Origin of the sequence: Methylococcus mesophilus, assembly GCF_026247885.1 — a bacterium.
Taxonomy (GTDB): Bacteria; Pseudomonadota; Gammaproteobacteria; order Methylococcales; family Methylococcaceae; genus Methylococcus; species Methylococcus mesophilus.
This window is the reverse complement of sequence record NZ_CP110921.1, coordinates 1,768,894-1,793,848: the sequence shown is the minus strand read 5'-3', so window position 1 is coordinate 1,793,848 and position 24,955 is coordinate 1,768,894. Positions and strand designations below refer to the sequence as shown.

The following is a 24,955-nucleotide window of genomic DNA, read 5'->3' as shown; positions in this document are numbered from 1 at the left end:
TGCGCAACTGATCCACTATCGTGCATGTGGAGAGACAAACCGTTAATCGGATCCTGGGCTCGTCACGTTGATCACGGACATCATCCCATGGTCTTCGTGAGCGAGGATGTGGCAGTGAAAAACATAAGGACCCACGAACTTGCGAAATTTAAATCGCATGACTACTTCCCCCGGAATCAGGTGACCCTGAGCATCCTTGGTCGCGGAGGGTATGGGAATGGTATCCACCCACGAGCGCGCGTCTTGCGCAATTCCGTTCACGCTCATGACCTGAGCGTCGTTCACATGGAGGTGAATCGGGTGTAACTCGAGGGACGCGTTACGAAAAATCCACTCTTCGACCGTTCCCGTTTCCGGCGTGGCATCGACGTGATTCGGTTTGAACGTCCGACGGTTGATGAAGAATCGGTTGGTGTTGGGATTCTCCGACAGGTCGAAGACTCGGACCTGCTTCACCGTGGCATGGGCAAGATTGTCGAACGGCTTGATATGGGTCGGCAGGATGGCCGGTGTTTTGGCCGGCCCGGTGACATTCAATGTGGCCAAGAGAGTTTCCGGGTAGGAATCGCCCCATGGCCCGGTGTTCATTTGCGTGGTGATGAGCTGATAGGCTCCGGCTTTCTTGGCCTGAACGAGGACGTCATAGCGTTTCGCCGGAGGCATTAGGAGCTGAGCCGTGGTCCAGGTGCGGTCCACCGGATTTGCATCCTCAGCGATGACGGTAAATTCCAAGCCCGGCATCTCGAGGTTGTACCAGATATCGGCACCGATGTTGCCCAAATGCCAGAGCTGGGTCTCGCCGGCTCTCATGCTCATGATGGGCTGCACAAGCCCGTTCACCGTTCGATTCGTGGGTGCGTCGGAATTGATGTTGACGGCAGGAATGGTGTTTAGCTTGTTGACTTGAAAGTCCTTCAGATGCACGAATCGCTCTGGAATGTCCTGCAGGTACTCGGGGAGCAGCTTTTTCAAACCCCGCACGTAGATGTAACCCGCCATGCCGCCGAATACCTGCTCTTCTACCAGTGGATGGAGGTGAGGGTGGTACCAGTAGAGCCCAGGAGATAGATCGCTCGGAAGATCGTAGTTATAGAGAAATGTTCCGCCAGGTGGCAGATCGACGAAAATGTTGTCCTGATTTCCCGAAGGCGAGATGAAGAAGCCGTGGGTGTGCAGATTGGTCGGTTCGCCTAATCCGTTTTTCAGGGTGACCTGCAGGTTGTCGCCCGGATCCAACACAAGGATCGGCGGAACGTACGAAGGCGGATATTCTCGTCCAAAGGCCGAAGCGGAATACACCCGCGCGTTGACCAACTTTCCGCTGATCCGGACAGGCGTGGCCTGAGCGGTCAGCCCAAGCTTCAACACGCCATTGCGGCTCCGGATGATCGGTGGCTCAACAAAGGGCAGACCTGTGATGATGGGTCCCGAAGCCGGGTCGGGAATTGGCGGCGGCAATGGAGCGAGCTTCTCAGCGGCCGCTTCGCCATGCGAAGCATGCGCAGAACTGTTCAGAGCAGCGAATGATGCATTGAGCTCCACTGGTGGCTGCTCGATCGACAGCACTTCCCCATTCACTGAGTTTGACAGGACGCTGAGCACGACAGCGGGCGGAGCGATTTCACGTAAAGCGTTTAACATGTCCGTTCGGTCTTTGTTCTTTTTGCATTTTTTTGGGCAATCTGAACCGTCCCGGATTTCCTGGAGGTCGGTAAAATTGGGTTGAGCCGTGGGGCCACTCATGTTGGTAGCGATGATGGCGGGCTGCCGGCTGATTTTACATTAGTTTTACATTGTAAAAATGGAGGGTGCCTTTCGCCGTGCAGGGAACGATCAACAACCTGCGGAACGCTGCATCGGGGGGTGGCGGGAAACGCGAGGATCGTGAGCTTGGAAGTTCAGGACTTCTGGGCGCTCTTTCTGGCACGCATCAAGATATTGCAATGCACCCGGTAAGCAAATCCGAAGCTGTCTTGGAAAACGTCGCGATGAGTGAATGCGATGGTTGCGCCGTGAGGCGGGGCTGCTTCGGCCCACCGTATCGGGTAGCCGCCTAACTGCAGGTCTTCGAGTTCATATGCGTCGGCTTCGATGATCTGATGCCGGGCGAACGAAGTTGGATCCAATCTCTCGCCTTCCTGAGTTACTACGACAGGCAGGCCATAGGGCGACTTCTCGAAAGCCGTGGTGACAGAGAGAGTCAGTTCTCCTCCGGTAACAATATTTCTCGTCAACACCACTACTTCTCCAGCCGCCCTTTTCCGATCTTAAGCACATCGCGTTCCACTCGGCTTTTTGGGGCCGCTCAAGCGACATGGGAGGCCTCACACAGTTCCGCACCGGTCTTTTATGGGCTTTTGCGTCGCCGCCAAGCGACAGCATGAGCGATGGTTCCGCGATCGGCCGGGGCGGCGCATGATTCCGGTGTCTTGGCGGTTTGGTCCAGAACTCGCGGTGATTTCGGGGTCGCGAGACGTTGATGTTCTATCCGTACGGAGTGGCCGGCGCGCTCTTACTCGAAGTGGTCGACATCGATCAGCGGCAGATTCCGGCGGATTGCGGTGAAGAGATCGGAGGACTGCGCTTTAAGATAGCGGCGGCGCAGAACGAACCTGCCCAAGTCGGTGAGAACGTAACTTCCATGTGTCGATGAGGTTGTCGGCTCGATCAGGCCGGCTTCCAGGAGGTTTTCGAGCGTAGCGGCGTCCAGCCGGAGAACCTGTGGGCCATCAAGGTGAAGCGATTGATCAGCATAGGCTCGTTCGAGAAGGTCAAGCTGCTTTTCTGTGATGCACACATTATCCTCGCTGGATGAATATCAGGATTCATCCTGCGTAGAAGGCCTACTTACCAGCGTAGTCGTTGTTCTGAACTTGGCCAGGGTGGGGTTGAGAGAAACTTGGCAAAACGCCAAGAAGATGCTGATGCAAGAACTGGGGGCGCCCTTGCTGCTACGAAGGAGGGGAGTCGGCGTCTCCGGGGAAGTTGCTCGACTGGGAGGTTTCACCTTTACATTCCGCTTGATTCCTGGCCCATTTACCGGCGTTCACGACGATATCCCATCTCTATTCGCCTATTTACACCGCCTCCATAAACGCTGCCTGGCAACACAACAACCGCGAGAGCCTTTGCGCTTTCTACGAATACCGTCCTTGGTCTTCGCTCTAAGGCTCAGCCGGCGGCTGTTCAACTTTGCGCCAGGACAAGGTGTCGCTTCCGGCGTGGCCAAACCCGGAAGATCGCGAGCCGAAGCGGCTAAGGTATAGGGGGCTTCAGGAGCCGAAATCGAAGGCATTGCTCAAATCCCCGGCGTTCGGGCGCACGCCAGGCAGTGGTTCTAAGCCAAAGCGGCGGGTGATGAATTTGATGATCGAAGTGGTGTCGTACAGCGTGTGGTCGATCTGCCCGCGTTTGGCGAAGGGGGACACGACGATGGCTGGGATGCGGACGCCTGGGCCCCAGCGGTCGCCTTTGGGCGGAGCGACATGGTCCCAGAAGCCGCCGTTTTCGTCGTAGGTCACGATCACCGCCGTCGAAGTCCAGAGCGGGCTGGCCTGGATCTTCCTCACCAATTCGGCGATATGGGCGTCCCCGGAGAGGACGTCGGCGTAGCCTGGGTGTTCGTTCAGCCTGCCCTGCGGTTTGTAGAAGCTGACCTGGGGCAGGCTGCCGGCTTCGATCGCGGCCAGGAAATCCGCGCCGTCCTTCAAGTGCCCGGCTCGTTCCGGCGTGCCGGGCGCGTAGCGGGCGAAATAATTGAAAGGCTGGTGGTGGGCCTGGAAGTTCGGCGAGCCTTCGCCCTTGCCGTAGATCACCTTGCGCGGCTGCACGCCCCGCGTGCCTTCTTCGACGGCGGCGTTCCAGGCGCCGGCATACCAGGCCCAGGTCACGCCTTTCGCGCTCAGGGTGTCGCCGATGGTTTTGAATGACTGCGGCGGCAAGGGGTGTTTGGACGGATCGGCCACGCGACGGTCGCCGCCGGCAGCGGGCGGAATGCCGCTGGGTTGATAGGGCGGCTGCTCGTTTAGCACCGCGTAGCCGTCCGGCGTAATGCGCGAGGCGGTGTACTTGGCCGGTCCCAGCAGCGCGCCGGGCGGGGAGTCGTGCGCGCGGAGCAGGCGGCCGGAAGCGTCGAGCCTGGCGACCCGATCCGGCGGCGCGTCCGGAAACACGGGAGTGCACGCGCAGACCAGCCAGAAATGGTTGAGGAACGAGCCGCCAAAGGCACCCATGAAGAAATTGTCGGCCAGGGTGAATTCCCGGGCGACCTCCCACAAGGGGAGTTTCGATCCGTCGTAGTAGCCCATGGAGAGGCCGCCGGCGTCGGAGACGGCGGCGAAGCGGTTCATCTTGCCGCCGTTGATCTGTTCCTGGTTCTGGTAGAAGGCGTGGACCAGGTCCCGCGTCTTCTGCGACAGCGCCATGCCTATGGGTGGCGCATCCAGCCGGAACGGGCCGTTCGATATCCGGGCAGGAAAAGCCGGATCGGGTTTTGCCTCGCCGCTCAGCCATACCGGCGGTAGATAGGGAAGTACCGAGCCGTCATGATCGATCTGCCGTTTGGCCTCCTCGCCGGCGTTGGCGATGCCGTTGGCGCCGGGGAAAAGGCCGTAGAGATTGTCGAAGCTACGATTTTCGGCGTAGATGACGACGATGTGCTCGATACGGCTGAGGGCATCGTCCTCGGCGGATTCGCGCTTGGCCTGTTGTGCCCCGGAACTGCAGCCGCAACAGGCCAGCAGGGTGCTGATGATGCAGGCGAGGGGCCAGGGCTTGAATTGGGAGAGGGGCATGTGGGTTATCCTAATGCGCGTTTTTTCGAATGGGTCGACGGCGGAGCGAAGTCCAAAGTAGAGCCCATCGGTCACCACAATTCAAACGCGCTGTGTGAACATGAATGCGTTGGATTCAGCGGTTCGAACTTAAGAGGCAGGTTTGAGGCGTTCGAGAGTCGCTTTTCCGCTGGGGGCATCGCTGCTGATGGCATCGTGCCAACCCGTCAATGCCGACGGAATCGAGGGCATGGCTGGCGCCTGGGCTTCGCTCAGCTTGTTGGGCAGCCTGGGCAGCGTGTCTCCGGACTGGCGGAAATTCAAGTGGTATGTGCGGGATCAGGTCCGTCTGCGCGATGACAATCCGCCGAACGCCTGGCGCATGTACGAGGACTTGCTTTGGGTGGGGTTGGGCTATCAGGTCTACCCCCACTTCCTCCTCGGCATCGGTTACGCTCACACTTGGCTGCATCCGTTGGGCCAGCCGGCTTATCAGGAAAATCGCCCGTATCTCGAGGCGGTGCTCACCCACGAAGCGGGTGGGGGGAAACTGGTCAGCAGGACCCGGCTCGAGGAGCGGGTGCTGCAGCAGGGCGGCGAGGTCGGAGTCCGCTTCCGCGAGGCGGTGACCTGGAGCCATCCCTTGCGCTTCTTGGCGGATGGAATGGACGTTTACGTCGGGGACGAGCTCATGGTGTGTCCGAACTACAGCGTATTCGGACCGGCCGGATTCTGCCAGAACCGGATCCTGTCCGGCGTGACCTATCGCGTGACACGGCATCTCGGCGTGGATTTCGGCTATCTGGGCCAATACATGGCAGGTACGCCGGGCACCGCCGATGTCTGGACGCACAACATTCAGTTCGACCTTCACTATGTCCTCCCGGATGACTGAAGAGGAGCGGTTCGTCCGCCTGAATCGGGAGCGGCGGCGTCTGTTTCCGCGCGCCTTGCTGGCGGGCCTGCTGGCCGGGTGTGCCGCGGTCGGCTTCCATCTCGGGATGGATGCCGGCGAAGCATGGCGCGCCCGACTGCAGGACTTCGCGCACGGCTACGGCGTACCGGGGTTGGCCGTCGCGGCGGCGGTATCGGCCCTGTGCATATTCCTGGCGGCCTGGCTGGTCGAGCGGTTCGCGCCGGAAGCGGCCGGCAGTGGCATCCCGCAGGTGAAGGCGGTGCTGATGGGCTTGCGCGGGTTCCGTTGGGGCAGGGTGCTGGCCGTCAAGTTCCTGAGCGGACTGATCGGCATCGGCGGAGGACTCGCTCTGGGGCGGGAAGGGCCGACCGTGCAGATGGGTGGGGCGGTCGCGGAGGGCATGGCGACGACGTTTGCCTCCTCCCCCGACCAACGCCGCGCGTTGATCGCGGCAGGGGCCGGCGCTGGTTTGGCGGCGGCCTTCAATGCGCCGCTTTCGGGGCTGATATTCGTGGTCGAGGAACTGCGCGGACAATGTTCTTCCCTGGAGTTTTTCGCCGCGGCGATTGCTTGCCTGACGGCGGACACGGTCTGCCGTCTGGTCTTGGGCGAGTTGCCGGCGTTCCGGGTCGAGATTTCCGCTCTCCCCTCGCTTTCGCTGCTGCCGGCGTTCGCCGGCCTGGGCGTGTCTTGCGGTTTGCTCGGCGTCGCTTTCAATCGCGCCTTGCTGGCGGTGCAGCGGCTGCGCCCGAGCGGGTCAGGGCCGCGCAAAGCGTTCTGGCTCGGCTGGGGAGGCTTGATCGGGCTGGTCGGCTGGTTGGCGCCGGAACTGTTGGGCGGTGGCCAGGGCTTGGTTGGCAGATTGCTGGACGGCGACGCCAGCCCAGCGCTGAGTCTGGTCGCGCTGTACTTCGCCGTCCGCTTCGTTCTGACTATCGGCAGTTACGCCACCGGCGCGGCCGGTGGCATCTTCTCGCCGATCCTGCTGCTGGGTGCTCTGCTCGGGCTCGGTTCCGGAATGCTCATTCAGCAGATGGCGCCGCTGCTGCCCGTCGAGCCCAGGGCTTTCGCGGTGGCCGGGATGGCGGCGTATTTCACCGGGGTGGTGAGGGCGCCGCTCACCGGCGTGGTGCTGATGATCGAAATGACCGGCAACTATGCGCTCATCCTGCCGCTGCTGGTTGCCTGCTTTGCGGCGCTGGTGGTCGCCGACCGCCTGCACGATCTGCCGATCTACGAGGCGCTGCTGGAGCGGGAGCTACGCGGGTCTAAGGCGCGGCCGCGGCGTTCACGTTGAAGGGGTCGGCGTAGATGTCCTTGATCGCGGCGCCAGCCAGGAAGGCGCGCGTTTTTGCGGCGCTCACCATCTCCGGATGGCCGCAGAGGAACAGCCGCTTGTCCTTGAAATCCGTGACCTCCTTGAAAGCCATCTCATGGGCGCGTCCTCCCGCCAGGCCCGGTGCCGGCCTCTCGCCGGAAACGCAGGGCACGTAGTCGAAATTCGGATATTTCCTCGCCAGATCCCGCAGCTCGCCGGTCAGATAAAGGCCGGCGCGGCTCCGGCTGCCGTGGAACAATCGGATCGGCCCGCTGTGTCCTCGATGCAGGGCGTCGCGCAGGATGCCGTACAGCGGAGCCAGCCCGGAGCCTGTGCCTATCATCACGATTTCCTGCTCGGGCCGGCCGGGCACGTAGAAGCAGTCGCCGCTCGGACCCCGAAGTTCCACTGTCTGGCCGGTACGTAGTTCTTCGTGTATCCAGCCGCTGACTTTTCCTTGCGGCAGCCGCCGCACATGCAGATGCAAATGCTCGTCTTGCTGCGGCACGCTGGCCAGCGAATAGCTCCGCCCGAGCGCGGGGGTGCGGAACAAATTGATGAACTGTCCTGCGCGGTATTCCAGGGGATCGTGGCATTCGAGCGCCACGTGCATGATTTCGCCGTTGAGCGGATCCAGTGCTGCGACGGTCGCCGGGACCGAACTCAGGACTTCGTGCGGAAGTGCCGCTTCGAGGTCTTCCATGGGGTGGCAGACGCAGGCGAGGAAATAGTTCTGGAGCTTCAAAGAGTCTTTCAGCCCCTGCTGCGAAGCGTCCGGCGGGACGCCGCGTAAGGCTCGCATCAGACAGGTCTGGCACACCCCGCTCCGGCAGGAAAAGGGGACAGGTGCGCCGTGTTCGACGAGACAATCCAGGACGGACTGGTCCTTGCCGAGGGGGTAGGTATCTCTGCCGTATTTGATTTTCGTCATGGCGGCGCTCCTGTCGATGCCGCTACTAGCGGCCGAGTACGTCGTTGCGGGTGCTCTCGGCGATCGCCGCCGCCTGTGCGATCAACTCGCCAGGCACGTTCAGCTCTTTCATGGTGGCGCCCAGGTGTTCCATGACAGCGTCGAAGTGCGTATCGTTCAGGCCCTGCTGAACCAGGTGTGCGTGGCCGCGCCGCATGTCCATGCCGGTGTAGTTGTGCGGCCCGCCGAACGCCATGGTCAGGAAGGCCTTCTGCTTGGCGGCCTGCTTCTCCATGTCGACTCCTTCGAAAAAGCGGTTGATGCGCGGGTCCGCCAGCACCTTGCGGTAGAAGATGTCCACGGCGGCATTCACCGCGGCTTCTCCCCCCAGTTTTGCGTAGAGCGAGGCATGGGATTCGGTCCACCAGTCGGCGAGTTTCTTATCGGTCATGATTTTCTCCTAGTCGATTTATGCGAATGCGATGCACCGGTGTTGATACCGCTATAAGGTGTATTGCAAGTACAAGTTTAGAGTCGATACAAGCTTGTGTCAAGTCCCTCTCTCAGAGCGTGTTATGCTATCGGCAGCAGCCAAAACAGGTATCAGCCATGCAACTGACGCAGTTCACGGATTTCTCGCTGCGGGTCCTGATTTATCTGGTGCGCCTGCCGGAGCCCGGCATGGCGACGATCCCGGAAATCGCCGACTACTATCGGATTTCGCGGAATCACCTGGTGAAGGTGGTGAACACCCTGGCCAACGCGGGCCTGCTCGTGACGATGCGCGGCAAGGGTGGAGGGCTGAGGCTGGCGCGTCCGGCCGACACCATCACCATTGCCGAGGTGGTTCGGCTGACCGAGCCGAACATGAACCTGGTCGAATGTTTCGATCCGAAGGCCAGCCACTGCCGGATCGACCGGGGCTGTTTCCTCAAGGCCATCCTGTACGAAGCGCGGAAAGATTTCCTGGCTGCGCTTGAACGTCACACGCTGGCTGATGCGGCCCGCATGGGTTCCGGAACGGAAAGCAGGACCTAGGCGCCAAGGGGGCTGCCTGAGAGTATGCCTCCAGCAGGGCTTGCAAGTTTGAAAAATGTAGTTATACTTCTCTTTCTCGAACGCGGGGTGGAGCAGTCCGGTAGCTCGTCGGGCTCATAACCCGAAGGTCGTAGGTTCAAATCCTGCCCCCGCTACCAAAATTCAAAGGCTTGCATGCTCCGGCAAGCCTTTTTCATTTTCAGCGTAGCCATTTCGTAACCACGGACGCGCCTCCGGTCATGTTCTTGGCGTAGTCCTGAAGGTGGTTCCCACCGAAATGGGCATACCGCCGAACCATTTCCACCGACTCCCATCCGCCGAGTTCCTGAAGCACGTTCAAAGGCGTTCCGCGCTGTACGTGCCAGGAGGCCCATGTGTGCCGGAGATCGTGCCACCGAAAGTCCTCGATCCCACAGCGCTCGAGCGCTGCCCGCCAGGCTTTCGTGTTCACTTGAATCACTGGGTTTCCCCGGAAGCTGAACACCTGGGTGTGATGCTTCCCAAGCTGGCGCCGGATGATTTCGACCGCGACATCCGACAGCGGCACCGCGATAGCTTTCCGTGCCTTGGCCTGGTCCGGGTGAATCCAGGCGACCTTGCGGACAAGGTCGAGCTGATTCCAGAGCAAGCCGGTCACGTTGGCCTGGCGCAAACCCGTTTCCAGGCTGAACCGCGCCATGTCGGCCAGGTGCACAGGCAGTGCAGCGAGGAGCCTTTCCGCTTCGTCTTCTTTCAGAAACCGGATGCGTTGCTTTGGCTCGGAAAGCATTCGAACCTTCGGCATACGATCAATCCATTCCCAGTCTTGCAGAGCTTTACGAAGAACTGCCCGGACGAGTTCCAGATGTCGATTAACCGTGGCGTTTCTTGTCCCTTCCGTAAGTTTTGACTCGATGATGCTTTCGAGTACGTCGCGATCAATTTCCTGAAGCGATAACCTCCCCAGATGACGATCAAGCCATTTGAGGCGGACCAGATCATCACGGCGTGAGGCCTTGTCCTTGGTTTCGTCGAGCCACCGCAAAACCGCCTGTTGCCAGGAATACCCCGGTTTCACCCCGAGGCGGCTTTGTTCCCACAGAAGGCAAACGAAGACCACCTACAGGCGATTGCCCGACGATGGCCCCAGTACGCCTACTGGTTGATAACGGGACTAACGCAACCCCAAGCGGGACACATTAGCCCTGAACAGGACAAAGAAAGGGAACAGCTAGCCACTGACCTGCTCCCCGAGATTAGTCCGGTCGTGATGTAGAGTCTGCCTCGATAGGAGGCAGCATGAAGAAGCGTTTCACCGAAGAACAGATCATTGGCATCCTGAAGGAAGCCGAAGCCGGCCTAAAAGTAGCGGAGCTGTGCCGCAAGCACGGGCTCAGCGAGGCGACGTACTACAACTGGAAAGCGAAATACGGCGGCCTGACAGTGTCGGATGCGCAGCGGCTCAAGGCACTGGAGACCGAGAATGCCCGGCTCAAGCGCCTGCTGGCGGAGGCGATGCTGGACAATGCTGCGTTGAAAGAGGTTGTAGGCCGAAAGTGGTAAGCCCACAAGCCAAGAGGGTGGCGGTCTCCCATCTGATGACAAAGCACCAGATGGGCGTCACGCGGGCTTGTGGGCTGATCGGTATTTCTCGGTCGCTGTATCGCTACGAAGCTAAGCGGCCAGCAGACCAGGAGCTCAAGGAACGACTGTGCGAATTGGCAGCGCAGAAGCGGCGCTATGGGTATCGCCGGCTGCACGTGCTACTTTGCCGAGAGGGTTGGGAAATCAACCGAAAGCGCACCTATCGCGTGTATCACGAGGCCGGCCTGATGGTCCGCAAACGAAAGCGGAAGCGCATTGCCGGCGTGGAGCGCCAAATCAAGGTCGCGCCATCGGCGCCTAACGAGAGTTGGTCTATGGACTATGTTTCGGACGGTTTGGCCGATGGTCGGCGGCTGCGGTGCCTGAATATCGTCGATGACTTCACGAAGCAGTGCTTGGCCATCGAAGTCGATACTTCGCTGCCTGGCAGACGTGTAGTCGGTGTGCTGCAACGGCTGGCAGAGATCCGCGGATTGCCCAAATCAGTCACCGTCGACAACGGCCCCGAGTTTGCCGGCAAGGCTTTGGATGAATGGGCCGATAGCCAAGGACTGTGCTTGAGCTTCATCCAGCCAGGTAAGCCACAGCAGAACGCCTACATCGAAAGCTTCAACGGCAAATTCCGGGATGAATGCCTGAACGAGCATTGGTTCGTCTCGATGTGCCATGCTCGCCAAGTCATTGAGGAGTGGCGTCGGGAATACAATGAGCAACGCCCCCACAGTTCGTTGGCTTACCTGACGCCAGATCAGTTTGCAGACACATTTTTAACCGCAGACTCTATGTCCGTTTCGGACTAAATCGGGGAGCAGGTCAATTCCGCAGGAGAATTTCGGTTTGTCCGAAGCCCAGGCGCGGGAGTTGGAGAAGCGCATCGATGCGCTGGAAAAGAACGAAAGCCCGCTGTCTTCTTGGGATGAGGTAAGGCAGCGGATCACGAACGGCCGACGACGGCCACTATGCTGCTTACGCCGGAGGCGGAACGGGAAATCGCCGAGGCGTTCGAGTGGTACGAGCAACGGGCAACCGGCTTGGGCTCGGAGTTCCTATGATTTGTGGAGGTCGCGCTTTCCTCAGCGGCCCGGAATCCGACGCTGTACCCTTCGGGCCACCATGGCGCAAGGCGTGTTCTGCTGCGGCGTTTCCCTTACGCTATCTTCTTTAAGCCAGTCGCCCACAGGATCGTGGTGTTGGCCTGCTTCCATGGGCGAAGAGATCCGAAAGTATTAATTCAACGAGTCGAAAAAAACTGAAGGCGCCGCTCGCCGACGAAGCCGACGGGGAACCGAGAAGCGCAGCCTCTCGGCAGTCCCCTCGAAGCGGATGGCTAAGCTAAGGGGGCAGTTCAGCGCACAAACTACTCGTCATCGCTTCACCGTGGCATCAGGGCGAACACACCCCAGCCGAGGTATTCCCGCGTGTAAGCGGCGTAGCGCTTGGGTTCCGAGGTTAGTCTGGCTCGAACCTCTTTCGCGAACTCGTCGCCGGGATTGGCTTCTAGCCATCGGCGCATGGTGAGCCATTTAGCCGCCTCGTATCTGTCCCAGCCGTCTTGATCTGCCAGAACCAATTCGACGACGTCGTAGCCAAGGCGGCCGAAAGACGTGAGAAGTTCTGGAAGCATGAGAAAGTCGGAGATTGAGTTGGCAAGACACCCCTTGGCAACATCTTCCGTCGGCGGTAACTGCCGCCAGTAGGGCTCGCCGATGAGGATGATCCCTCCAGTGCGCAGGCTCCGCGCCAGAAGCTCGATAGTGCCGACGGCTCCCCCGCCGATCCAAGTGGCACCGACACAGGCTGCCACACTGGCCTTCTCGTCAGCGACATAGCCGGCCGCATCGCCATGGATGAACTTGACTTGGTCGGCGACGCCGAGTTCTTCAGCACGGCGTTTGGCTTGCTCGGTGAACAACTGGCTCATGTCGATGCCGGTACCAATGATGCCGTGATCGCGTGCCCAAGTGCACAGCATCTCGCCCGAACCGCTACCGAGGTCCAGCATTCGCGCCCCCGATTCCAGACGCAGCGCCGCACCGAGAGTGGCTAGCTTTTCGGGTGTGATGGGGTTGTGGATGCGGTGTGCGCTTTCAGTGATGTTGAATATTCGTGGGATATCCACTGTGGGAAATTTCCTTGTGGTGTGAGTAGATTCGGTGAGGGCCTAACGGATACGGCTAACCGGCCCAGCTTGCGGCGAAGCGATGAGCAGAGACGAGGAAGACGAGACACGAGAGAGGAAAAATGGCAATGCAGGCGGGGTCCGAGTTGAGCCAGCGTTAGGCGCCCTCGGCGTAAGCCCTGAGATTACCAAGCAAGAACTCCCAAACTCCGAGCATGACCTGAAGCCGATTTTCGTGTAACAAATTGATATGCTGAAGCTCTAGATTCGTTCCGCCGTTAACTTCACTCAGCACATATCGGATAGTCATGTAATTTTCGGGGAGGCGATCTGTGCCGTGATTGGTGCTCCAGTAAGTGTATTGAAATTCTCTCCCTGTCTCGAAACGATCGATGGTTCCAAAGTCGGTAAATGGCTGACCATCTGCTTGACCGTGAAGAACGAATCGCCCGCCCTCGCACCGATCTGACTCAACATAGTCAACAGGGAAATAGGATTTGATCTGCTCGGGGATTGTTAGTGCATCGAACACCAACTTCGCTGGAGCATTGATCTGGATGGTTTTCGTGATTTTCAACATGTGGACAATTCTACCCTGGGTGACTAACAAACCCGCGTAGATGGGCCGAGGTACGAAGCCCATCAATTGTACTGGTCCCGTTTACCGATTCCGACGCCAGTTTCCGACCGGGCCGGGCGGAGTGACACCGGGGTTACGACCGGTTGCGGGGGCGTTCAAATTACCGACGGCTCCCGGTTGGTTGACACCCGCGTCGCGATGGACGTTACCTGCTGGGCCGAGCGGGTCGGCTCCCGCGCCTCGCCCCACCCCTGGGGCACCCACGTCTCCGACAGCGCCGGGCTGTCTCTTTCCAACTCAAAGCGCCGCGACAGCCGGGACGAACGGGGCATTTTCACCATCCTTCGCGGTTGTGTTTGTCGTTGCACCTGTAACTCATAGATGTTTCGACAGTTAGTCATTCGGCATGAATGATGCATGTGCCCTATTTGTCTTCACAACCGCACTAAGTAGGATGTCCCAACGTAATTCGTCTTCGACGTTCACACGTCCCCAGGAACAACAGGGAGAGTTTGCCGCAAGATCGCATAGGCGTCAGCCGTGCCAACTCGGCGCTAGCGAGGCGGCTATGCCGCAGTACGATGGCCTTTACGGAACCGCCCCTCATTACTCTGCCCGAATCGATGCTTACCCTTCGCTGGATCTTGATGAGGAAGATTGGGTCTGCTGTCGCGGCACCGACTAGGCCATCGACCTCACCCGGTACGAAATCGACGAGGCAAGAAGATGCCAGAAATCCCAAGCACCCAAATCCTGGAATCCTTGAAGGGGCTTTCGATCGCGGCGCGTATCCAGATCGTGGAGGACTTGCTGATTCCCGTCAGCAAACGTGATCAAATCTAGTGTTAACACGCCCTAGCAACACTACGATTAAGATAAAGATTAGAACCAGACCAATCAAGAAAGGAAATACGTGACTCCTTCTTAGCTTGAATGCACGCTTAATTCTTCCGGCGCGACTTCGGCGCCTTCGAACTGGGTGCATATTTTGATTTTCCTTTTTTTTTGCTGCGCTCATGCTTAGCTTAACGCATGTCGCCGGTAGACGACGATCAGTGCTTTGGCAAAGTGGCGTTGTCTGAGAGGAAAACCAAATTCACATAAAGGGAAAAAATCCCTATCGCTAATCGATATAGATAGAAACCCCAATAGATTCAGATATACAAATCCTTACTTCGAATCTCGGAAATCGACAAGAAAAGTATCCTTGGATTAGCCAACGAGGGCTGAAAGCCGTAGGCTTGGTAGAAGGCTACGGCAGACTGCGAAAGCGCGTGAACCGATAGCGCCTTGACGCCGACAATTTCAGAGACTTTGGACCGTGCGGAGGATGGCGTCACGCAGCAGAGCCTTGTCGATGCCCTGTCCTTGCCCCCGAGGGTCGACGGCGAGGCGGCCGAGCTTGCGCATCATGGCACCGAGAATCACCATGGGCGGCTTACCGGCGGCGCCCAGGTGGTGCCGGTGTGATAGTCCGACCGCATCCCCGATTCGTCGGCGAAGTAGATCCTGGCCCCCGTGGCTTGCGCTTCGGCTCGAAGAGCCGGGGGGGGTGTCGGTTTCCCACTGGCGGACCGGAGCGGCATCCTGTTGCCAGGCCTGATACAGCGGCTTCTGCGCCGTAAACCGCAGCAGCTTCATGATTCGCCTTACCGCCGCCACGCTCTGCACCGTTTGCCCTTCACGCAACGCTTTGTATGTGACATTACTTGGTTTAATATTAGGAAAGGCTCCACCTCAACTCCTATACCCCAACCGATTACACAACACTAAGAGGAGAAATTTCGATGATCCGTTTCTTGCTTTGGTTAACACTGATTTCGGCCTCTTTAGCGGTTGCAGAGCCGGCTGTTTCGGAACAGTCCCAAGAGCCCCCGATCAATATTTGCAAAAATCAAACCTATGCACTTTGCGCATCGGCGGAGTGCTTCGTCTACGACAATGTTGCGTACTGTAAGTGCGACATTAAGTTCGGAGATAGCATCAGCAGTAGCGCCTCTTATACGGCATTATCAGGTGAGGAAGTCAACGGCTGCGACATTAATCGGCAAGGCCGCTTCAACGGTTATATGCTGAGTACATACAGCCTCCCACCCGAGGTGAGAAAAGGAGGAAGCCAAGCGATGTATACATGTCCGGGATCGGCCAACACCCAGGGCGGAATAGAGGCGCCGGTTGCTTACGCCCAAGCCGATGGCGCGTTCTGCTTTACGAGCACGAAAGGCCAGCGATTCCCCGGCTTCGAGCGGCGGCTCAAAAAGGGTGAAATCATCTGCTCGTCTCAGATCTCGAACGCATCGACACCTGGCAGTACGAGCTCGCTTGGGTATCAGGTAAGTGGCCCCTATTCACCCTATGCCCCCGTAGGGCGGAGATGTGACGACAGCGGCTGCGCGAAGTGCAGCGTGCCCTCGCCAACCGCAAACGGCAGCAGCATCCCCGTCGGCGTAGCGGCTGGCGCACCCGATATCGCAAACGTCGTCCTGTATGGGAAGCCTCAAGCGGTGAACAGTTGCGAATGCAAGTGCATAGAGGGAGCAGACGGTTCAATTTCTTGCACAGCGACGGAACCCGCGAGCATGTAATAAGCTTCAACAAAGCCCGAGTTGGGTGCGCTGAAGCATGAAGTGTACCGTTCAGGTGAAAGCAGGCCTCATCCCGAACGACATAGACGAGGCTAGAAGATGCCAGAAATACCAAGCACCCAACTCCTGGAATCCTTGAAGGGGCTTTCGATCCCGGAGCGTATCCAGATCGTGGAGGACTTGTGGGATAGCATTGCTATTCCGCAGGAGAATTTCGGTTTGCCCGAGGCCCAGGCGCGGGAGTTGGAGAAGCGAATCGATGCGCTGGAGAAGAACGAAAGCCCACTGTCTTCCTGGGATGAGGTAAGGCAGCGAATCACGAACGGCCGATGACGGCCACTGTGCTTCTTACGCCGGAGGCGGAACAGGAAATCGCCAAAGGTATAAGGCGCGCTGAAGCATCAAGGGTGCCGCTTAGGCTACTAGCTCTACACCATAGGAGTTGTCGATCAAGCATCGCCATTTTCCGTCTACAGACTTCCGGAAAATATACGTTGGCTTTCTTTCGATCGAAACCTTAGTTTCACCTAAACCATCAGCCGACAATTTCAGTTTACAGATCACCAGAGCGACCCCTCCTCCTTCGACAACCTGGAAGTCACTTTGAGAGATGCGTAAGCTTTGATTGAAAAAATCGAATATTGCCTCGAAAGCTTTCATTATCGCGTCTTTTCCATGCGCATATCTTCCGGGTTCGATCACTAAGGTTGCGTCCTCTTCATAGAAGTCCATGAGCGTTATAAGGTCCCGAGCATTTATCGCTTGGTCTGCTGCTTCAATAGCGTCGATGACTTCGTGTTTATTCATGTTCAGTTAAAACTCACGCTGCCTAAATGATGAAATCGACATGCACGGAATCGTAAAGGAAAGCTGTCCTACTGAGCTTGAAGGAGTACCGAAGGATTCTTAAAGACTTGGACGAGCTGGAAGCGATCCGGGCTTACGAAGCGGCAAAGGCTTCCGGAGATGAAGAGGTGCCGTTCGATGTGGCGACAGCGGAGATCGAAAGGAACCATTGACGGTGACGCACCTTACCATCGTCATTCTCAAACGTGCCCAGAAGGAACTGGCAAACTTTCCGAAAGCTGTTACGCCCGAATCAAAGCTGCGATCCTCTAGCTTGCAACCGATCCCGAACCACTTGGCAGTTTATGGCTAAGCGGCCCACCTCGCCGGCACGTCCCATGAGGTTGAGCGAAGCGAGCGAGTGCGACGCTCCCGCAAAGCCGTAGGCCCGAGTGTTTTGTCGGAGTCCGCGGCGCCATCGCAGGCGGAGACAAAACATAAGGGACCCGACACAGCGTCAAGTCATTATGGGAGCCTTAGCGGAGTGCGTCGCGGAGAGACGGACGGAGCCGAGGCGGACGCAGGCAAAGTCGTCGCCACGATTCGCTCCCGAGAGTGACTTGGATGTCCTGTCGGGTTTCGCGAAAAATGGCGACGCTCCAGAGAACTTGTCCCTTTCCCAACTTACTGAGGCCAATTCGGTTGGGGAACTGCTAAATAGATATTAGGCCTGGACATCTTTAGAACGCTCTCATAGACGATATTTCCGTTATTCGATGGAGCTGCGAGGTTGGTCCCCTTGCACACAAGGGGAAGCGTCGAAGCTAGTGCACACTTGGTTAGGTCAAAGGAAACTCCAGTCACCTTATGTGATAACCCAGTATATGTGTCTATGACGGTAGTCACATTTTTATTGACCTGATATTTCGTATATTTCGTCCCTGCCGCATCCGCATACAGAATAATTGTACATTGATTCGTCGGATTCCCACTGTTCCAGAAGTTGAACGGGTAGGAAATTCCTTTGCCATTTGGCGGTAAAATCTGGGCTTGTGGCGGAAATTGCACCTCTCTGCCGCAGATATTGGCATGATGCCATCCCGCTGCCAAGTTCACGGAAAATTGCTCATAAGGATCGTACGGCGCTTTATTCGCCAAAATCGATGAGCCACCGATATCGACAAGCAACCCTGAGCCCTTACCTCCAAAGTTCCCATAACGATCATCGATAGAGAAGGAGTAAGCTCCCGGAGCAGCGATGGTATTATGCACGAAGCCAGCATAAGGGTTTAGGTTGAAAACGCTGTCAACTGGAGCCCAGTAAAGAACAAATTTATCATCCTGATACTTCGGCGAGGAAGGGTTCCATGGCAAGCTTCTTTGTAAGGCCTGTACACTCTCGTTCAGCTGTCCCCCGGACTGTGAAGTGTACCCAACAATGGCCGCCACTAGGCATTGGTTTTTCTCTTCTGGAATCACGATAGTGGTGCAGTTTGCTTGACTAAATTGACCCCAAACAAACTGTACTGTCTCTCTGAATGAATCGCAAAAGGCCTGCTTTACTTGCTGGTTGAACACTAAAGCGTTAGCAGGTGGCCAAGTATTAATTTTGCTGATGCTGGTGCACGGGTCCTTCGGGTCACCTTTGGGGTGAAGCCATTGCGTCCAACGCTCTGTGAGCGATTTTAATGCCTGGCTCGTATAATATACGTTGTTTTGATTGTCATATTTCTTTTCCGTCCCCTCTATTATATATGCTTGCACATCACAGCACCCGAGCTGAGCATTGTTATCATTCGGGCAGCAATTTCCACTTAAACCAGCCTCCACGCAAGCCGGATTAGCAGAGCATGCGCGCACCCCTACGTTGGGAGGCACAGCATAATAATTTGAACGCCCAGAGGTCCAAGTGCCCACGGCAAAAATATCTGCCGAAGGAATCTTATATGTATTAGTAACAAGCTCATGAAATATATTATAAGGCCAAGCTTCTTCTGAAAATGCCGAATATTGCACCCAGTCGGCACCACCGGCCAAGAATCCCTGCTTCGCTCGATAAAAATTTTCGAATGGAATCACGGTGCCCATGTAATATGTTGCGCCACCATCATCTATACTGAGCGCGACTGGAATATATGCGTCATCAACATAAGATACATCAAAGTCAATTGCGGGAAGCCCGGACTTATTATTGCGATCGGGAAAGTCTTGTCCATTATCAATATTGATATTATCTACATTAAATTCTATCAACTGGGCTGGAGCGTCGTTCTGGTACGCCGCGCCGGCTGTTCCCGTCCAGCATGCATCACCGCCACAGATATTGCTCAGCCCAAGATTGTCAGGCACCGTAATTTGATTTTGCGCTGCCTGCGGCAAATTGGCATTGAATTCGTCAATATTTGCCGTAAAGATTAATAGTCTAGATGCAATATACCAACACGGCTTTTCCTTTGGAAGATTAACCGTGACCTCCATGCCCGGCGGTAGACCAGCCCCTTTTTGCTGATAGTTAACGAGAATACGCCTTACGGAGTCGTTGGGTAGGCCTTCAGTTTTGCACTCATTATTTGGGCCAAGGTTGGGACCAACCGGGCTTTCAAAGACGGGGTAAACCGTGATATTTGAGTCATTCTTAAATCTAAAATACCGTTGCCAGGGATCGGTAGGGGCGTGAACTGTAATTTTAGGCGCTTCTTTTTGTGGGAGATGAGTAATAACACTCTGCCAAACCTCACCTTGCTGTGCCTGTAAGAGGCAAGGTGTTAAGAAAAGAAAAGAGATGCTTAGCAACCACAATCTAATTTGTTGAATATTTGTTTTCATTTATATTGCTCCATTTCTCCTTGAGAATCGAATTATTTTATTAATTTTCATATTCTTTGACAGCGCAAGTATAGGAGTGGTTCCGATGCGAAGTGAGATGACGGGGCATAGATATTTCATCAAATCAGCTGTCGCTTGCCACGCTACGGCGATGCTAACTTAAAGACAGTGCCACGGCCACCATAGAAGTGAACCGTCCTGAATTTTCCGGAGACTCCATGTGTTGAGAGGATGGCTCGCGTAGCGTGCGCTGAAGTATGAAGCGCACCGGGTGATACTCAAACCTCCGAAACCGACAGAAAAAGCGTCCTTGGATTAACCGGCGAGGGGTGGCAGCCGTCGGCTAGGTAGAAGTTGACGGCGGACTCGGTCAGCGCATAGACCAGGAGCGCTTTGACGCCGACGATTTCCGAGACTCGGACCGTGCGGAGAATGGCGTCACGCAGCAGAGCCTTGCCGATGCCCTGTCCTTGCCACCGGCGGTCGACCGCGAGGCGGCCGAGATGGGGTCGGGCATGTTGCGCCGGATTCGCCCTGAGGCTTGCTCGCTCATGATGGATGCGGTTGCCAGACAGTAGTAGGCAATCACCTGGCCGTCGGCACAGAGGACGTAGGTGCGGGAGGCACCACTACCTTGGTTACGCAAGGTGCGGTGTCTTAGCCAGTGGTCTAGGGTTGATTCGCCGCTTACAAAGCCGGCGAGTTGATGAGCTACGGTAAGCGGCTCGGGTGCCTTCCATCTCGGACCTTCCGACAAATCACGGCTCCCACGGGGCTTTGGTTGCCATCAGTTTCCGGAGCTTGGGGTTGTCGCCGGTCGGTGAGTCGAGCAGGGCCTGGAATTTTTCGAAGGTGTCAGCATCGAGCGTGAAGACGCGCTGATCGAGAAGTATGTCTTCGGCTTCCCGGCAGGCGGTTTCAAGCATAAAGTCCGAGCGTGTTTTGCCCAGCAGCTCGGCGGCCTGGTCGATGAGGTCGCGCTGTTTCCGCTTGGCTCGGATGTTGATGTTGATGTCACGGGTTTGGCCGCTATTTTCAGGCGTTGTGGTCGGCTGTATGGGCGTGCCTATTTCGTGGCATTCGGCTTTGCTATGGTGCTGCCATGTGCGCACGCTGTCAATACATGGGGTGCGACACCCTGCTATGAAAGCATCGATACAAGCTATATCGCTAAAGCTGGAGCCCGCGTAGCGTGCGCTGAAGCATGAGGCGCACCATTCAACTTAGGCGACCAGCCCACAACGTTCAATGACCGCCGAAGGTGCGGGAACAGGTATAGTTGATGCCCTCGAAACAAGCTAGACTGTCTAGGTTGTTATGAGGAGGAGAAGGCAATGTGTTGGCAACTGCAAGAGGCAAAGAACAAACTTAGCGAAGTGATTCAGGCGGCCCAGAAATCGGGTCCGCAAGCTATTACGGTTCGGGGAAGGGAAACGGCGGTGATCCTTTCGGCTGAGGATTACCGGCGGTTGACGATGAAAAGCGGATCGCTCGTCAGCTTCTTCCAGGCTTCGCCGTGGGCCGAAGTAGAGCTGGACCTGACGCGCTCAAAGGACGTCGGCCGGGACATCGAGCTGTGAGCTATTTGCTCGATACGTGCGTTCTGTCCGAGTTACGAAAACCGGCGCCTGATCCGAACGTGACCGCGTGGGTTGAGGCGGTCGACGAGTCGAGGCTGTTTATCAGCGTTATCGTGCTGGGCGAAATTCAGAAGGGCATCGCAAAGCTGGAGGACGCAAGACGAAGCCAGGTTTTGCAGCTTTGGCTTGAACAGGATTTGCAGGGACGATTCGAAGGGCGGATTTTGCCGGTCAATGCGGCCGTGGCGCTGGAATGGGGGGTACTCCAAGGCTCTGCGGCGAAATCGGGCTTGTCTTTGCCTGTCATCGATAGCCTGATCGGGGCGACGGCGGTTTGCCACAATCTGACTTTGGTGACTCGAAACACGGCCGACTTTGAGCGGATGCCAGTCCGGTTGCTCAATCCTTGGGTGAGGGAATAGCGTAGCCATTTCGTAACCGTCGTGAGGCTACGATTACGTTAAATCAAGGCTTTACAAGACTTCGTTTTTTGTTGCGGGCGTTTGTAAGGCTTTGATTTGTAATCCAATATCTAGAGAGTGGCGGACTCATAACCCGAAGGTCGTAGGTTCAAATCCTGCCCCCGCTACCAAAATTCAAAGGCTTGCATGCTCCGGCAAGCCTTTTTCATTTTCGGCATAGCCATTTCGTGTCATCTCGCCAGATCCGGCCAGCCACTCCTGGTCCACAGCGGGTTGAGGAGGCTTTGGCGGTCTCCGTGCCTGTCCCAGATTGCGCCTCCAAACCACCGGACCATCCGCCACATAAGCCGCTGAGTACATGGTCCCGTGCCCGACCAAGGGTCGGCTTCCATGGCTTCCTTGAATACGTTATCCGTCTCCTCGCGCGTAACCGGGCGGCTGCCGCCTATTTCCAGAGGGCGCCTGTGGGTTTGCTAGGCATAGTCATGGATGACGGCGGGACGTATCGCTCGTCCTCGCGCCAATAGATAGGCAAGCGGAAGGCGTGGCACTGACGCGAAATCCGTGACGAATTCTTCCGGAATGGATACGGCATCCCCCAGAAAGGTTGATTCGTAGCGGAGAGAAGCAAGGGTGATCCAATTGGCGCTGCCTTCTTCCCAGCCGTAAAGACGTACCTCCAAATCATTCAGAAACTGGCTCATAGCGATCCCCTCTCGTCAAAAATCGGGGCTGGCGGCCCCGCGTGCGGTGCGGTCTGTCAAGGTTTGACCGTGATCCGGTGTTTATCGGATCGAACAATAAATGGATCAGCCGAGCTGGAAATAATCCAGCAGTGTATAGGCCGATGCGCTTCCTGCCAGAGCCAGCAAGGTCTGAACCCAATTCGCCGGGTAAATGGTGCGAAGGCCCTTTGTCCAACTTGTTCGCATTCTCGATGATCGCCTGGAGTTCCACAACGCCGGCAGCATGGCCCTGGCGCGGGCGGACTCGATATATTCCAGCTCATGGACGCGGCTCGCCGCCGCCCGCGGCAGTCGCAGAGGATGAGAGGCGATGATCGCCCCGCAAATCAATCGTATAAAGCATCAAGGGCAGCCACGGAAGGGGCAAGCCGTCGAAGACGCGACTATGGGCAAGGGTCATGAGCAAATGAATGGCGATCGGGTGCATCCTCAAGAAGTTGAAATCCGCGGTGCGTGCGCAAGCCGCTCGATGTCCATCCAGTTTTCCCTGGCGTGTCCATGTAGGAGGCTGCGCTTTCGTAATGACGATTCTGGTCAGTCAGCCGCACCAAGCGGTTATTGCCGATGGCGCGCACGGTTTCAACCGTTTTTTGAAGGTGGAGGGCTTCGAGCGTATAGAGCCGCCCGCTCGATCCTAAGGTTTCGATGAGGCGCTGGGCCGTCTGGATTTCATGGTTCTTGCCCCCTCCTCAATCAGGATCTGGCCCTGTACGATCCGCCCTTTCGGCCAAGCGCGCGGCGCCATCGGCAGCCGAAAGCCGCGTTCAAAGCCGCCTGATGGGTGTGCAGGACCTGACGAATGCGCCGGTAGGATGTCGCGCCGCTCATGATCGCCAAGATGCCGAACAGCGCCAGATGCGTTAGGTCGAACAGCCGTCCCTGGGGCGCGGCGATGATCCGGGATGGCCAGCAGGCTTTGTTTCAGGGCGGAGAACGGGAGCCATTTTGAAAATCGCGACATATTGCATCAATTTTTCAGCATTGAACCGCCCTGGGTGCCGACGGCAGCTTGTCGAGCCTGAAGCCAGGTACTTTGGATGGCTGTAAATCCTTCGAAGCCTGACTGCGAAGGCGGCCGGAATCACCGGTAGCGGTCCGATCCTGTCACTGCCCGATAGGCCTCTGGGCAAGTTCGTGATGCTTGCCGTAATATGCAACTTGCAAGGACAGTCTCCGCTTCATCCGGCAAACGCTCCCGAAGCGGGTCCCGTTTTTGATATAGAAGACGAGGAGGACCGACCATGTTTGCAAAATGTTCTTTGATGCTGGTCGCCCTGTGGGGCGTGTCCCAAGCTGCATTGGCTACCCCTAACATGTACTGGGACCATATGCAGTCGGTTCTGAGCCAAGCCGAGTGCGTGAGCCGGGGCGAGTCGCTCATTTCCGCGCAGACGACAGGACGGATCAGTAAGGATGCCGACTCCGTCCGTTCCTGGACGGACAAGACCCTGGCAGTGATTGAATGCATTCGAATGGGCGATCACATGACCGTGATGGTACTGGTGGGCAGCGATGACGCGTCTTCCGGCAGCAAATTGCTCGATGCGTTGAAGAAAGGCGTGCAATAGCCCTTCTCATCGCCGGGCTGGTTGTTTCACTCCGGTCAGACACGTAATGGGGGCGGGTTCCGGACGGAGGCTCCGCCCCTGATGCTTCGCCATCTCGGCTCAAGAACTTGCCAGCGGCTATTCGGCACCCGTACGATCGTTGCGCTGTCCCTCCATGGCGTTTGCTGCGGCTCGTTCGTGCACGATCCCGGTAGTCCGGGCCGCTGCGGCGCGATGCCGCTTGACGCGGAGCTTTCGACCTCATAGTTTCTCCGCCGCGATGCCAGCAAAGGTCCTTGCCGGCGTCGAAAGCAGAGGGGATGTGGCCGCGTCTCAGGCATGTCTGGGCCGCATTCATAAAAATTAGAACGCTTTGGCTGAGGCTGAAAATGAAAAAGTGCGAAACTTGTGGTCCGTCGGGGGTGGACGGGAGCTGCGTCGTAATCGGGAAAAACCATAATGACATCTCGTATGCGAAGCGTGTATTCGGAGTGCTTCTGATTTATTTGCCGATTCTGACGCTGCCTTTTGTAGTAATCAGCGCCTACATCAGTTATTTCCATCTGAGGCTGATGGGGGCTGAAAATATAAAGACTTTGAAAGATTTTCTCCCGGATCGAGCCAGCTTCCGATATAAGCTCTCGAACCAAATCGTCATGCAGCCTGGCTACAGGCTTAGCCCAACCCAGTCCAAATTGTTTTGGATACTTAACTGTACGTGGTATTGCCCGTTCAGTGTCGGGTTGTTCGAATGGCACGCCTATCTCGTCAAGCTGGTGGAGAACTGGTGGTGTCCCTTTTATCATGGAAGGAAAGAGGCTCATTATCAGGAGGGCACGATCGACCGTTCGTTCTGGCATATTTCCCCTGTGGACGTGGTCAAACTCGATCCTCAGGACCGGGACAATCCGATTTGGAACGAAGCCGCAAGGGAGGTGGGGGAGCATTGACGGCCGGAGCGCCGGGCCGGAGGAGCTAAGCGGCGGCGGCCGGCGACTGAAGGGGGCCGCCGGTCGCCGCCAACTGGTTTCCATGACATGAAACTTGAGATTTCATATGGCTGGGGAACCACCGCCGGCCACGGCAAGAAACATAGCGCGGTTTTGTTTTTCAGATATGTGCATTAGGTAGTTAACTTGTTACATGGACGGCGTCGAGTAACTCAATAGAACTCAAGGGAATTGACATGATGCGCCAGTGAGGACGTGTTCTTTGGCAGCCGGTTC

Annotated in this window: 27 protein-coding genes, 1 tRNA gene and 1 pseudogene; 12 read left to right on the top strand and 17 right to left on the bottom strand. The window is 57.1% G+C overall.

The features are described from left to right. Nucleotides 1-42 precede the first annotated feature (42 nt). From OOT43_RS08345 to acpA, 4 genes are all read right to left on the bottom strand, one after another. Nucleotides 43-1,743 (bottom strand): multicopper oxidase family protein, encoded by a 1,701-nt coding sequence (locus OOT43_RS08345; protein ID WP_266024400.1) that lies wholly within the window; start codon nucleotides 1,741-1,743, stop codon nucleotides 43-45. Nucleotides 1,744-1,898: 155 nt separating this feature from the next. Next, on the bottom strand, nucleotides 1,899-2,237 hold the full coding sequence (locus OOT43_RS08340; protein WP_266024399.1) for a hypothetical protein: 339 nt from the start codon (nucleotides 2,235-2,237) through the stop codon (nucleotides 1,899-1,901). 275 nt (nucleotides 2,238-2,512) lie between these two features. Next, on the bottom strand, nucleotides 2,513-2,797 hold the full coding sequence (locus OOT43_RS08335) for a hypothetical protein (protein ID WP_266024398.1): 285 nt from the start codon (nucleotides 2,795-2,797) through the stop codon (nucleotides 2,513-2,515). Nucleotides 2,798-3,272: 475 nt separating this feature from the next. Beyond that, nucleotides 3,273-4,793 carry an acid phosphatase gene (gene acpA, locus OOT43_RS08330; RefSeq protein ID WP_266024397.1) on the bottom strand — a complete coding sequence of 507 codons (1,521 nt, stop codon included), beginning with the start codon at nucleotides 4,791-4,793 and terminating at the stop codon, nucleotides 3,273-3,275. Between the two features lie 142 nt (nucleotides 4,794-4,935). Between acpA and OOT43_RS08325 the strand changes: the two genes are divergently transcribed. Together OOT43_RS08325 and clcA are read left to right on the top strand one after the other, a co-directional pair. Then, nucleotides 4,936-5,667: a DUF2490 domain-containing protein gene (locus OOT43_RS08325; protein ID WP_266024396.1), complete on the top strand. Its 732-nt coding sequence runs from the start codon at nucleotides 4,936-4,938 to the stop codon at nucleotides 5,665-5,667. Next, on the top strand, nucleotides 5,660-6,985 hold the full coding sequence (clcA, locus tag OOT43_RS08320) for a H(+)/Cl(-) exchange transporter ClcA (RefSeq protein WP_266024395.1): 1,326 nt from the start codon (nucleotides 5,660-5,662) through the stop codon (nucleotides 6,983-6,985). The genes OOT43_RS08325 and clcA overlap by 8 nt, the downstream gene beginning before the upstream one ends. Here the strand turns inward: clcA and OOT43_RS08315 are convergent. Both OOT43_RS08315 and OOT43_RS08310 read right to left on the bottom strand, forming a co-directional pair. Beyond that, complete coding sequence (locus OOT43_RS08315) at nucleotides 6,957-7,937, bottom strand: FAD-binding oxidoreductase (protein ID WP_266024394.1); 981 nt, start codon at nucleotides 7,935-7,937, stop codon at nucleotides 6,957-6,959. The genes clcA and OOT43_RS08315 overlap by 29 nt on opposite strands. A 25-nt stretch (nucleotides 7,938-7,962) precedes the next feature. Then, entirely contained in the window at nucleotides 7,963-8,367 is a 405-nt protein-coding gene (locus tag OOT43_RS08310; RefSeq protein WP_266024393.1) for a group I truncated hemoglobin, read from the bottom strand. A gap of 158 nt (nucleotides 8,368-8,525) precedes the next feature. Between OOT43_RS08310 and OOT43_RS08305 the strand changes: the two genes are divergently transcribed. Together OOT43_RS08305 and OOT43_RS08300 are read left to right on the top strand one after the other, a co-directional pair. Next, nucleotides 8,526-8,954 (top strand): Rrf2 family transcriptional regulator, encoded by a 429-nt coding sequence (locus OOT43_RS08305; RefSeq protein ID WP_266024390.1) that lies wholly within the window; start codon nucleotides 8,526-8,528, stop codon nucleotides 8,952-8,954. A gap of 81 nt (nucleotides 8,955-9,035) precedes the next feature. Beyond that, nucleotides 9,036-9,112: transfer RNA gene (locus OOT43_RS08300), tRNA-Met, on the top strand. 41 nt (nucleotides 9,113-9,153) lie between these two features. Here OOT43_RS08300 and OOT43_RS08295 read toward each other — a convergent pair. Next, nucleotides 9,154-10,011 (bottom strand): tyrosine-type recombinase/integrase, encoded by an 858-nt coding sequence (locus OOT43_RS08295; protein WP_266024388.1) that lies wholly within the window; start codon nucleotides 10,009-10,011, stop codon nucleotides 9,154-9,156. 221 nt (nucleotides 10,012-10,232) lie between these two features. Between OOT43_RS08295 and OOT43_RS08290 the strand changes: the two genes are divergently transcribed. Beyond that, a protein-coding gene (locus OOT43_RS08290) for an IS3 family transposase (RefSeq protein WP_394358012.1) occupies nucleotides 10,233-11,338 on the top strand; the annotation gives its coding sequence in 2 pieces (ribosomal slippage) (nucleotides 10,233-10,491 and nucleotides 10,491-11,338; 1,107 coding nt in all). Nucleotides 11,339-11,354: 16 nt separating this feature from the next. Next, nucleotides 11,355-11,768, top strand: coding sequence for an addiction module protein (locus OOT43_RS20550; RefSeq protein ID WP_394358048.1), 414 nt, complete (start codon nucleotides 11,355-11,357; stop codon nucleotides 11,766-11,768). 142 nt (nucleotides 11,769-11,910) lie between these two features. On the opposite strand, the gene OOT43_RS08285 is transcribed toward OOT43_RS20550, so the two are convergent. The 5 genes and pseudogenes from OOT43_RS08285 to OOT43_RS08265 all read right to left on the bottom strand — a co-directional run. Beyond that, nucleotides 11,911-12,657 (bottom strand): SAM-dependent methyltransferase, encoded by a 747-nt coding sequence (locus OOT43_RS08285; protein WP_266024387.1) that lies wholly within the window; start codon nucleotides 12,655-12,657, stop codon nucleotides 11,911-11,913. Between the two features lie 157 nt (nucleotides 12,658-12,814). After that, on the bottom strand, nucleotides 12,815-13,237 hold the full coding sequence (locus OOT43_RS08280; protein WP_266024386.1) for an SRPBCC family protein: 423 nt from the start codon (nucleotides 13,235-13,237) through the stop codon (nucleotides 12,815-12,817). Nucleotides 13,238-13,392: 155 nt separating this feature from the next. Continuing rightward, nucleotides 13,393-13,569 (bottom strand): hypothetical protein, encoded by a 177-nt coding sequence (locus tag OOT43_RS08275; RefSeq protein ID WP_266024385.1) that lies wholly within the window; start codon nucleotides 13,567-13,569, stop codon nucleotides 13,393-13,395. Nucleotides 13,570-14,542: 973 nt separating this feature from the next. Next, complete coding sequence (locus OOT43_RS08270) at nucleotides 14,543-14,668, bottom strand: hypothetical protein (RefSeq protein WP_266024384.1); 126 nt, start codon at nucleotides 14,666-14,668, stop codon at nucleotides 14,543-14,545. Continuing rightward, nucleotides 14,668-14,902 (bottom strand): annotated as a pseudogene (locus OOT43_RS08265) (winged helix-turn-helix domain-containing protein); the annotation flags it as partial. The pseudogene OOT43_RS08265 and the gene OOT43_RS08270, both read right to left, overlap by 1 nt. Nucleotides 14,903-15,024: 122 nt before the next feature. On the opposite strand from OOT43_RS08265, the gene OOT43_RS08260 reads away from it, so the two are divergent. Then, a complete protein-coding gene (locus tag OOT43_RS08260) occupies nucleotides 15,025-15,822 on the top strand; it encodes a hypothetical protein (RefSeq protein ID WP_266024383.1) in 798 nt (265 codons plus the stop codon). Nucleotides 15,823-15,921: 99 nt separating this feature from the next. Next, nucleotides 15,922-16,155, top strand: a complete 234-nt coding sequence (locus OOT43_RS08255; protein WP_266024382.1) for an addiction module protein — start codon at nucleotides 15,922-15,924, stop codon at nucleotides 16,153-16,155. Between the two features lie 81 nt (nucleotides 16,156-16,236). Here OOT43_RS08255 and OOT43_RS08250 read toward each other — a convergent pair whose 3' ends face one another. From OOT43_RS08250 to OOT43_RS08235, 4 genes are all read right to left on the bottom strand, one after another. Next, on the bottom strand, nucleotides 16,237-16,629 hold the full coding sequence (locus OOT43_RS08250; protein ID WP_266024381.1) for a YybH family protein: 393 nt from the start codon (nucleotides 16,627-16,629) through the stop codon (nucleotides 16,237-16,239). Between the two features lie 663 nt (nucleotides 16,630-17,292). Then, on the bottom strand, nucleotides 17,293-19,434 hold the full coding sequence (locus tag OOT43_RS08245; RefSeq protein ID WP_266024380.1) for a hypothetical protein: 2,142 nt from the start codon (nucleotides 19,432-19,434) through the stop codon (nucleotides 17,293-17,295). A gap of 278 nt (nucleotides 19,435-19,712) precedes the next feature. Then, nucleotides 19,713-19,994, bottom strand: coding sequence for a GNAT family N-acetyltransferase (locus OOT43_RS20545; protein ID WP_394358047.1), 282 nt, complete (start codon nucleotides 19,992-19,994; stop codon nucleotides 19,713-19,715). Nucleotides 19,995-20,192: 198 nt separating this feature from the next. Then, nucleotides 20,193-20,546 (bottom strand): type II toxin-antitoxin system TacA family antitoxin, encoded by a 354-nt coding sequence (locus tag OOT43_RS08235; RefSeq protein WP_266024379.1) that lies wholly within the window; start codon nucleotides 20,544-20,546, stop codon nucleotides 20,193-20,195. A 222-nt stretch (nucleotides 20,547-20,768) separates the two neighbouring features. On the opposite strand from OOT43_RS08235, the gene OOT43_RS08230 reads away from it, so the two are divergent. Beyond that, entirely contained in the window at nucleotides 20,769-21,014 is a 246-nt protein-coding gene (locus OOT43_RS08230) for a type II toxin-antitoxin system Phd/YefM family antitoxin (RefSeq protein ID WP_266024378.1), read from the top strand. Next, the gene (locus tag OOT43_RS08225) at nucleotides 21,011-21,436 is read left to right on the top strand and encodes a type II toxin-antitoxin system VapC family toxin (protein ID WP_266024377.1); all 426 of its coding nucleotides are present in this window, start codon (nucleotides 21,011-21,013) and stop codon (nucleotides 21,434-21,436) included. The genes OOT43_RS08230 and OOT43_RS08225 overlap by 4 nt, the downstream gene beginning before the upstream one ends. A gap of 473 nt (nucleotides 21,437-21,909) precedes the next feature. Here OOT43_RS08225 and OOT43_RS08220 read toward each other — a convergent pair whose 3' ends face one another. Further along, nucleotides 21,910-22,140, bottom strand: coding sequence for a DUF1353 domain-containing protein (locus OOT43_RS08220; RefSeq protein WP_266024376.1), 231 nt, complete (start codon nucleotides 22,138-22,140; stop codon nucleotides 21,910-21,912). Between the two features lie 1,283 nt (nucleotides 22,141-23,423). Here OOT43_RS08220 and OOT43_RS08215 point away from each other — a divergent pair. Next, complete coding sequence (locus OOT43_RS08215; RefSeq protein ID WP_266024375.1) at nucleotides 23,424-23,750, top strand: hypothetical protein; 327 nt, start codon at nucleotides 23,424-23,426, stop codon at nucleotides 23,748-23,750. A gap of 368 nt (nucleotides 23,751-24,118) precedes the next feature. After that, nucleotides 24,119-24,679 carry a hypothetical protein gene (locus tag OOT43_RS08210; protein ID WP_394358041.1) on the top strand — a complete coding sequence of 187 codons (561 nt, stop codon included), beginning with the start codon at nucleotides 24,119-24,121 and terminating at the stop codon, nucleotides 24,677-24,679. Nucleotides 24,680-24,955: the final 276 nt, after the last annotated feature.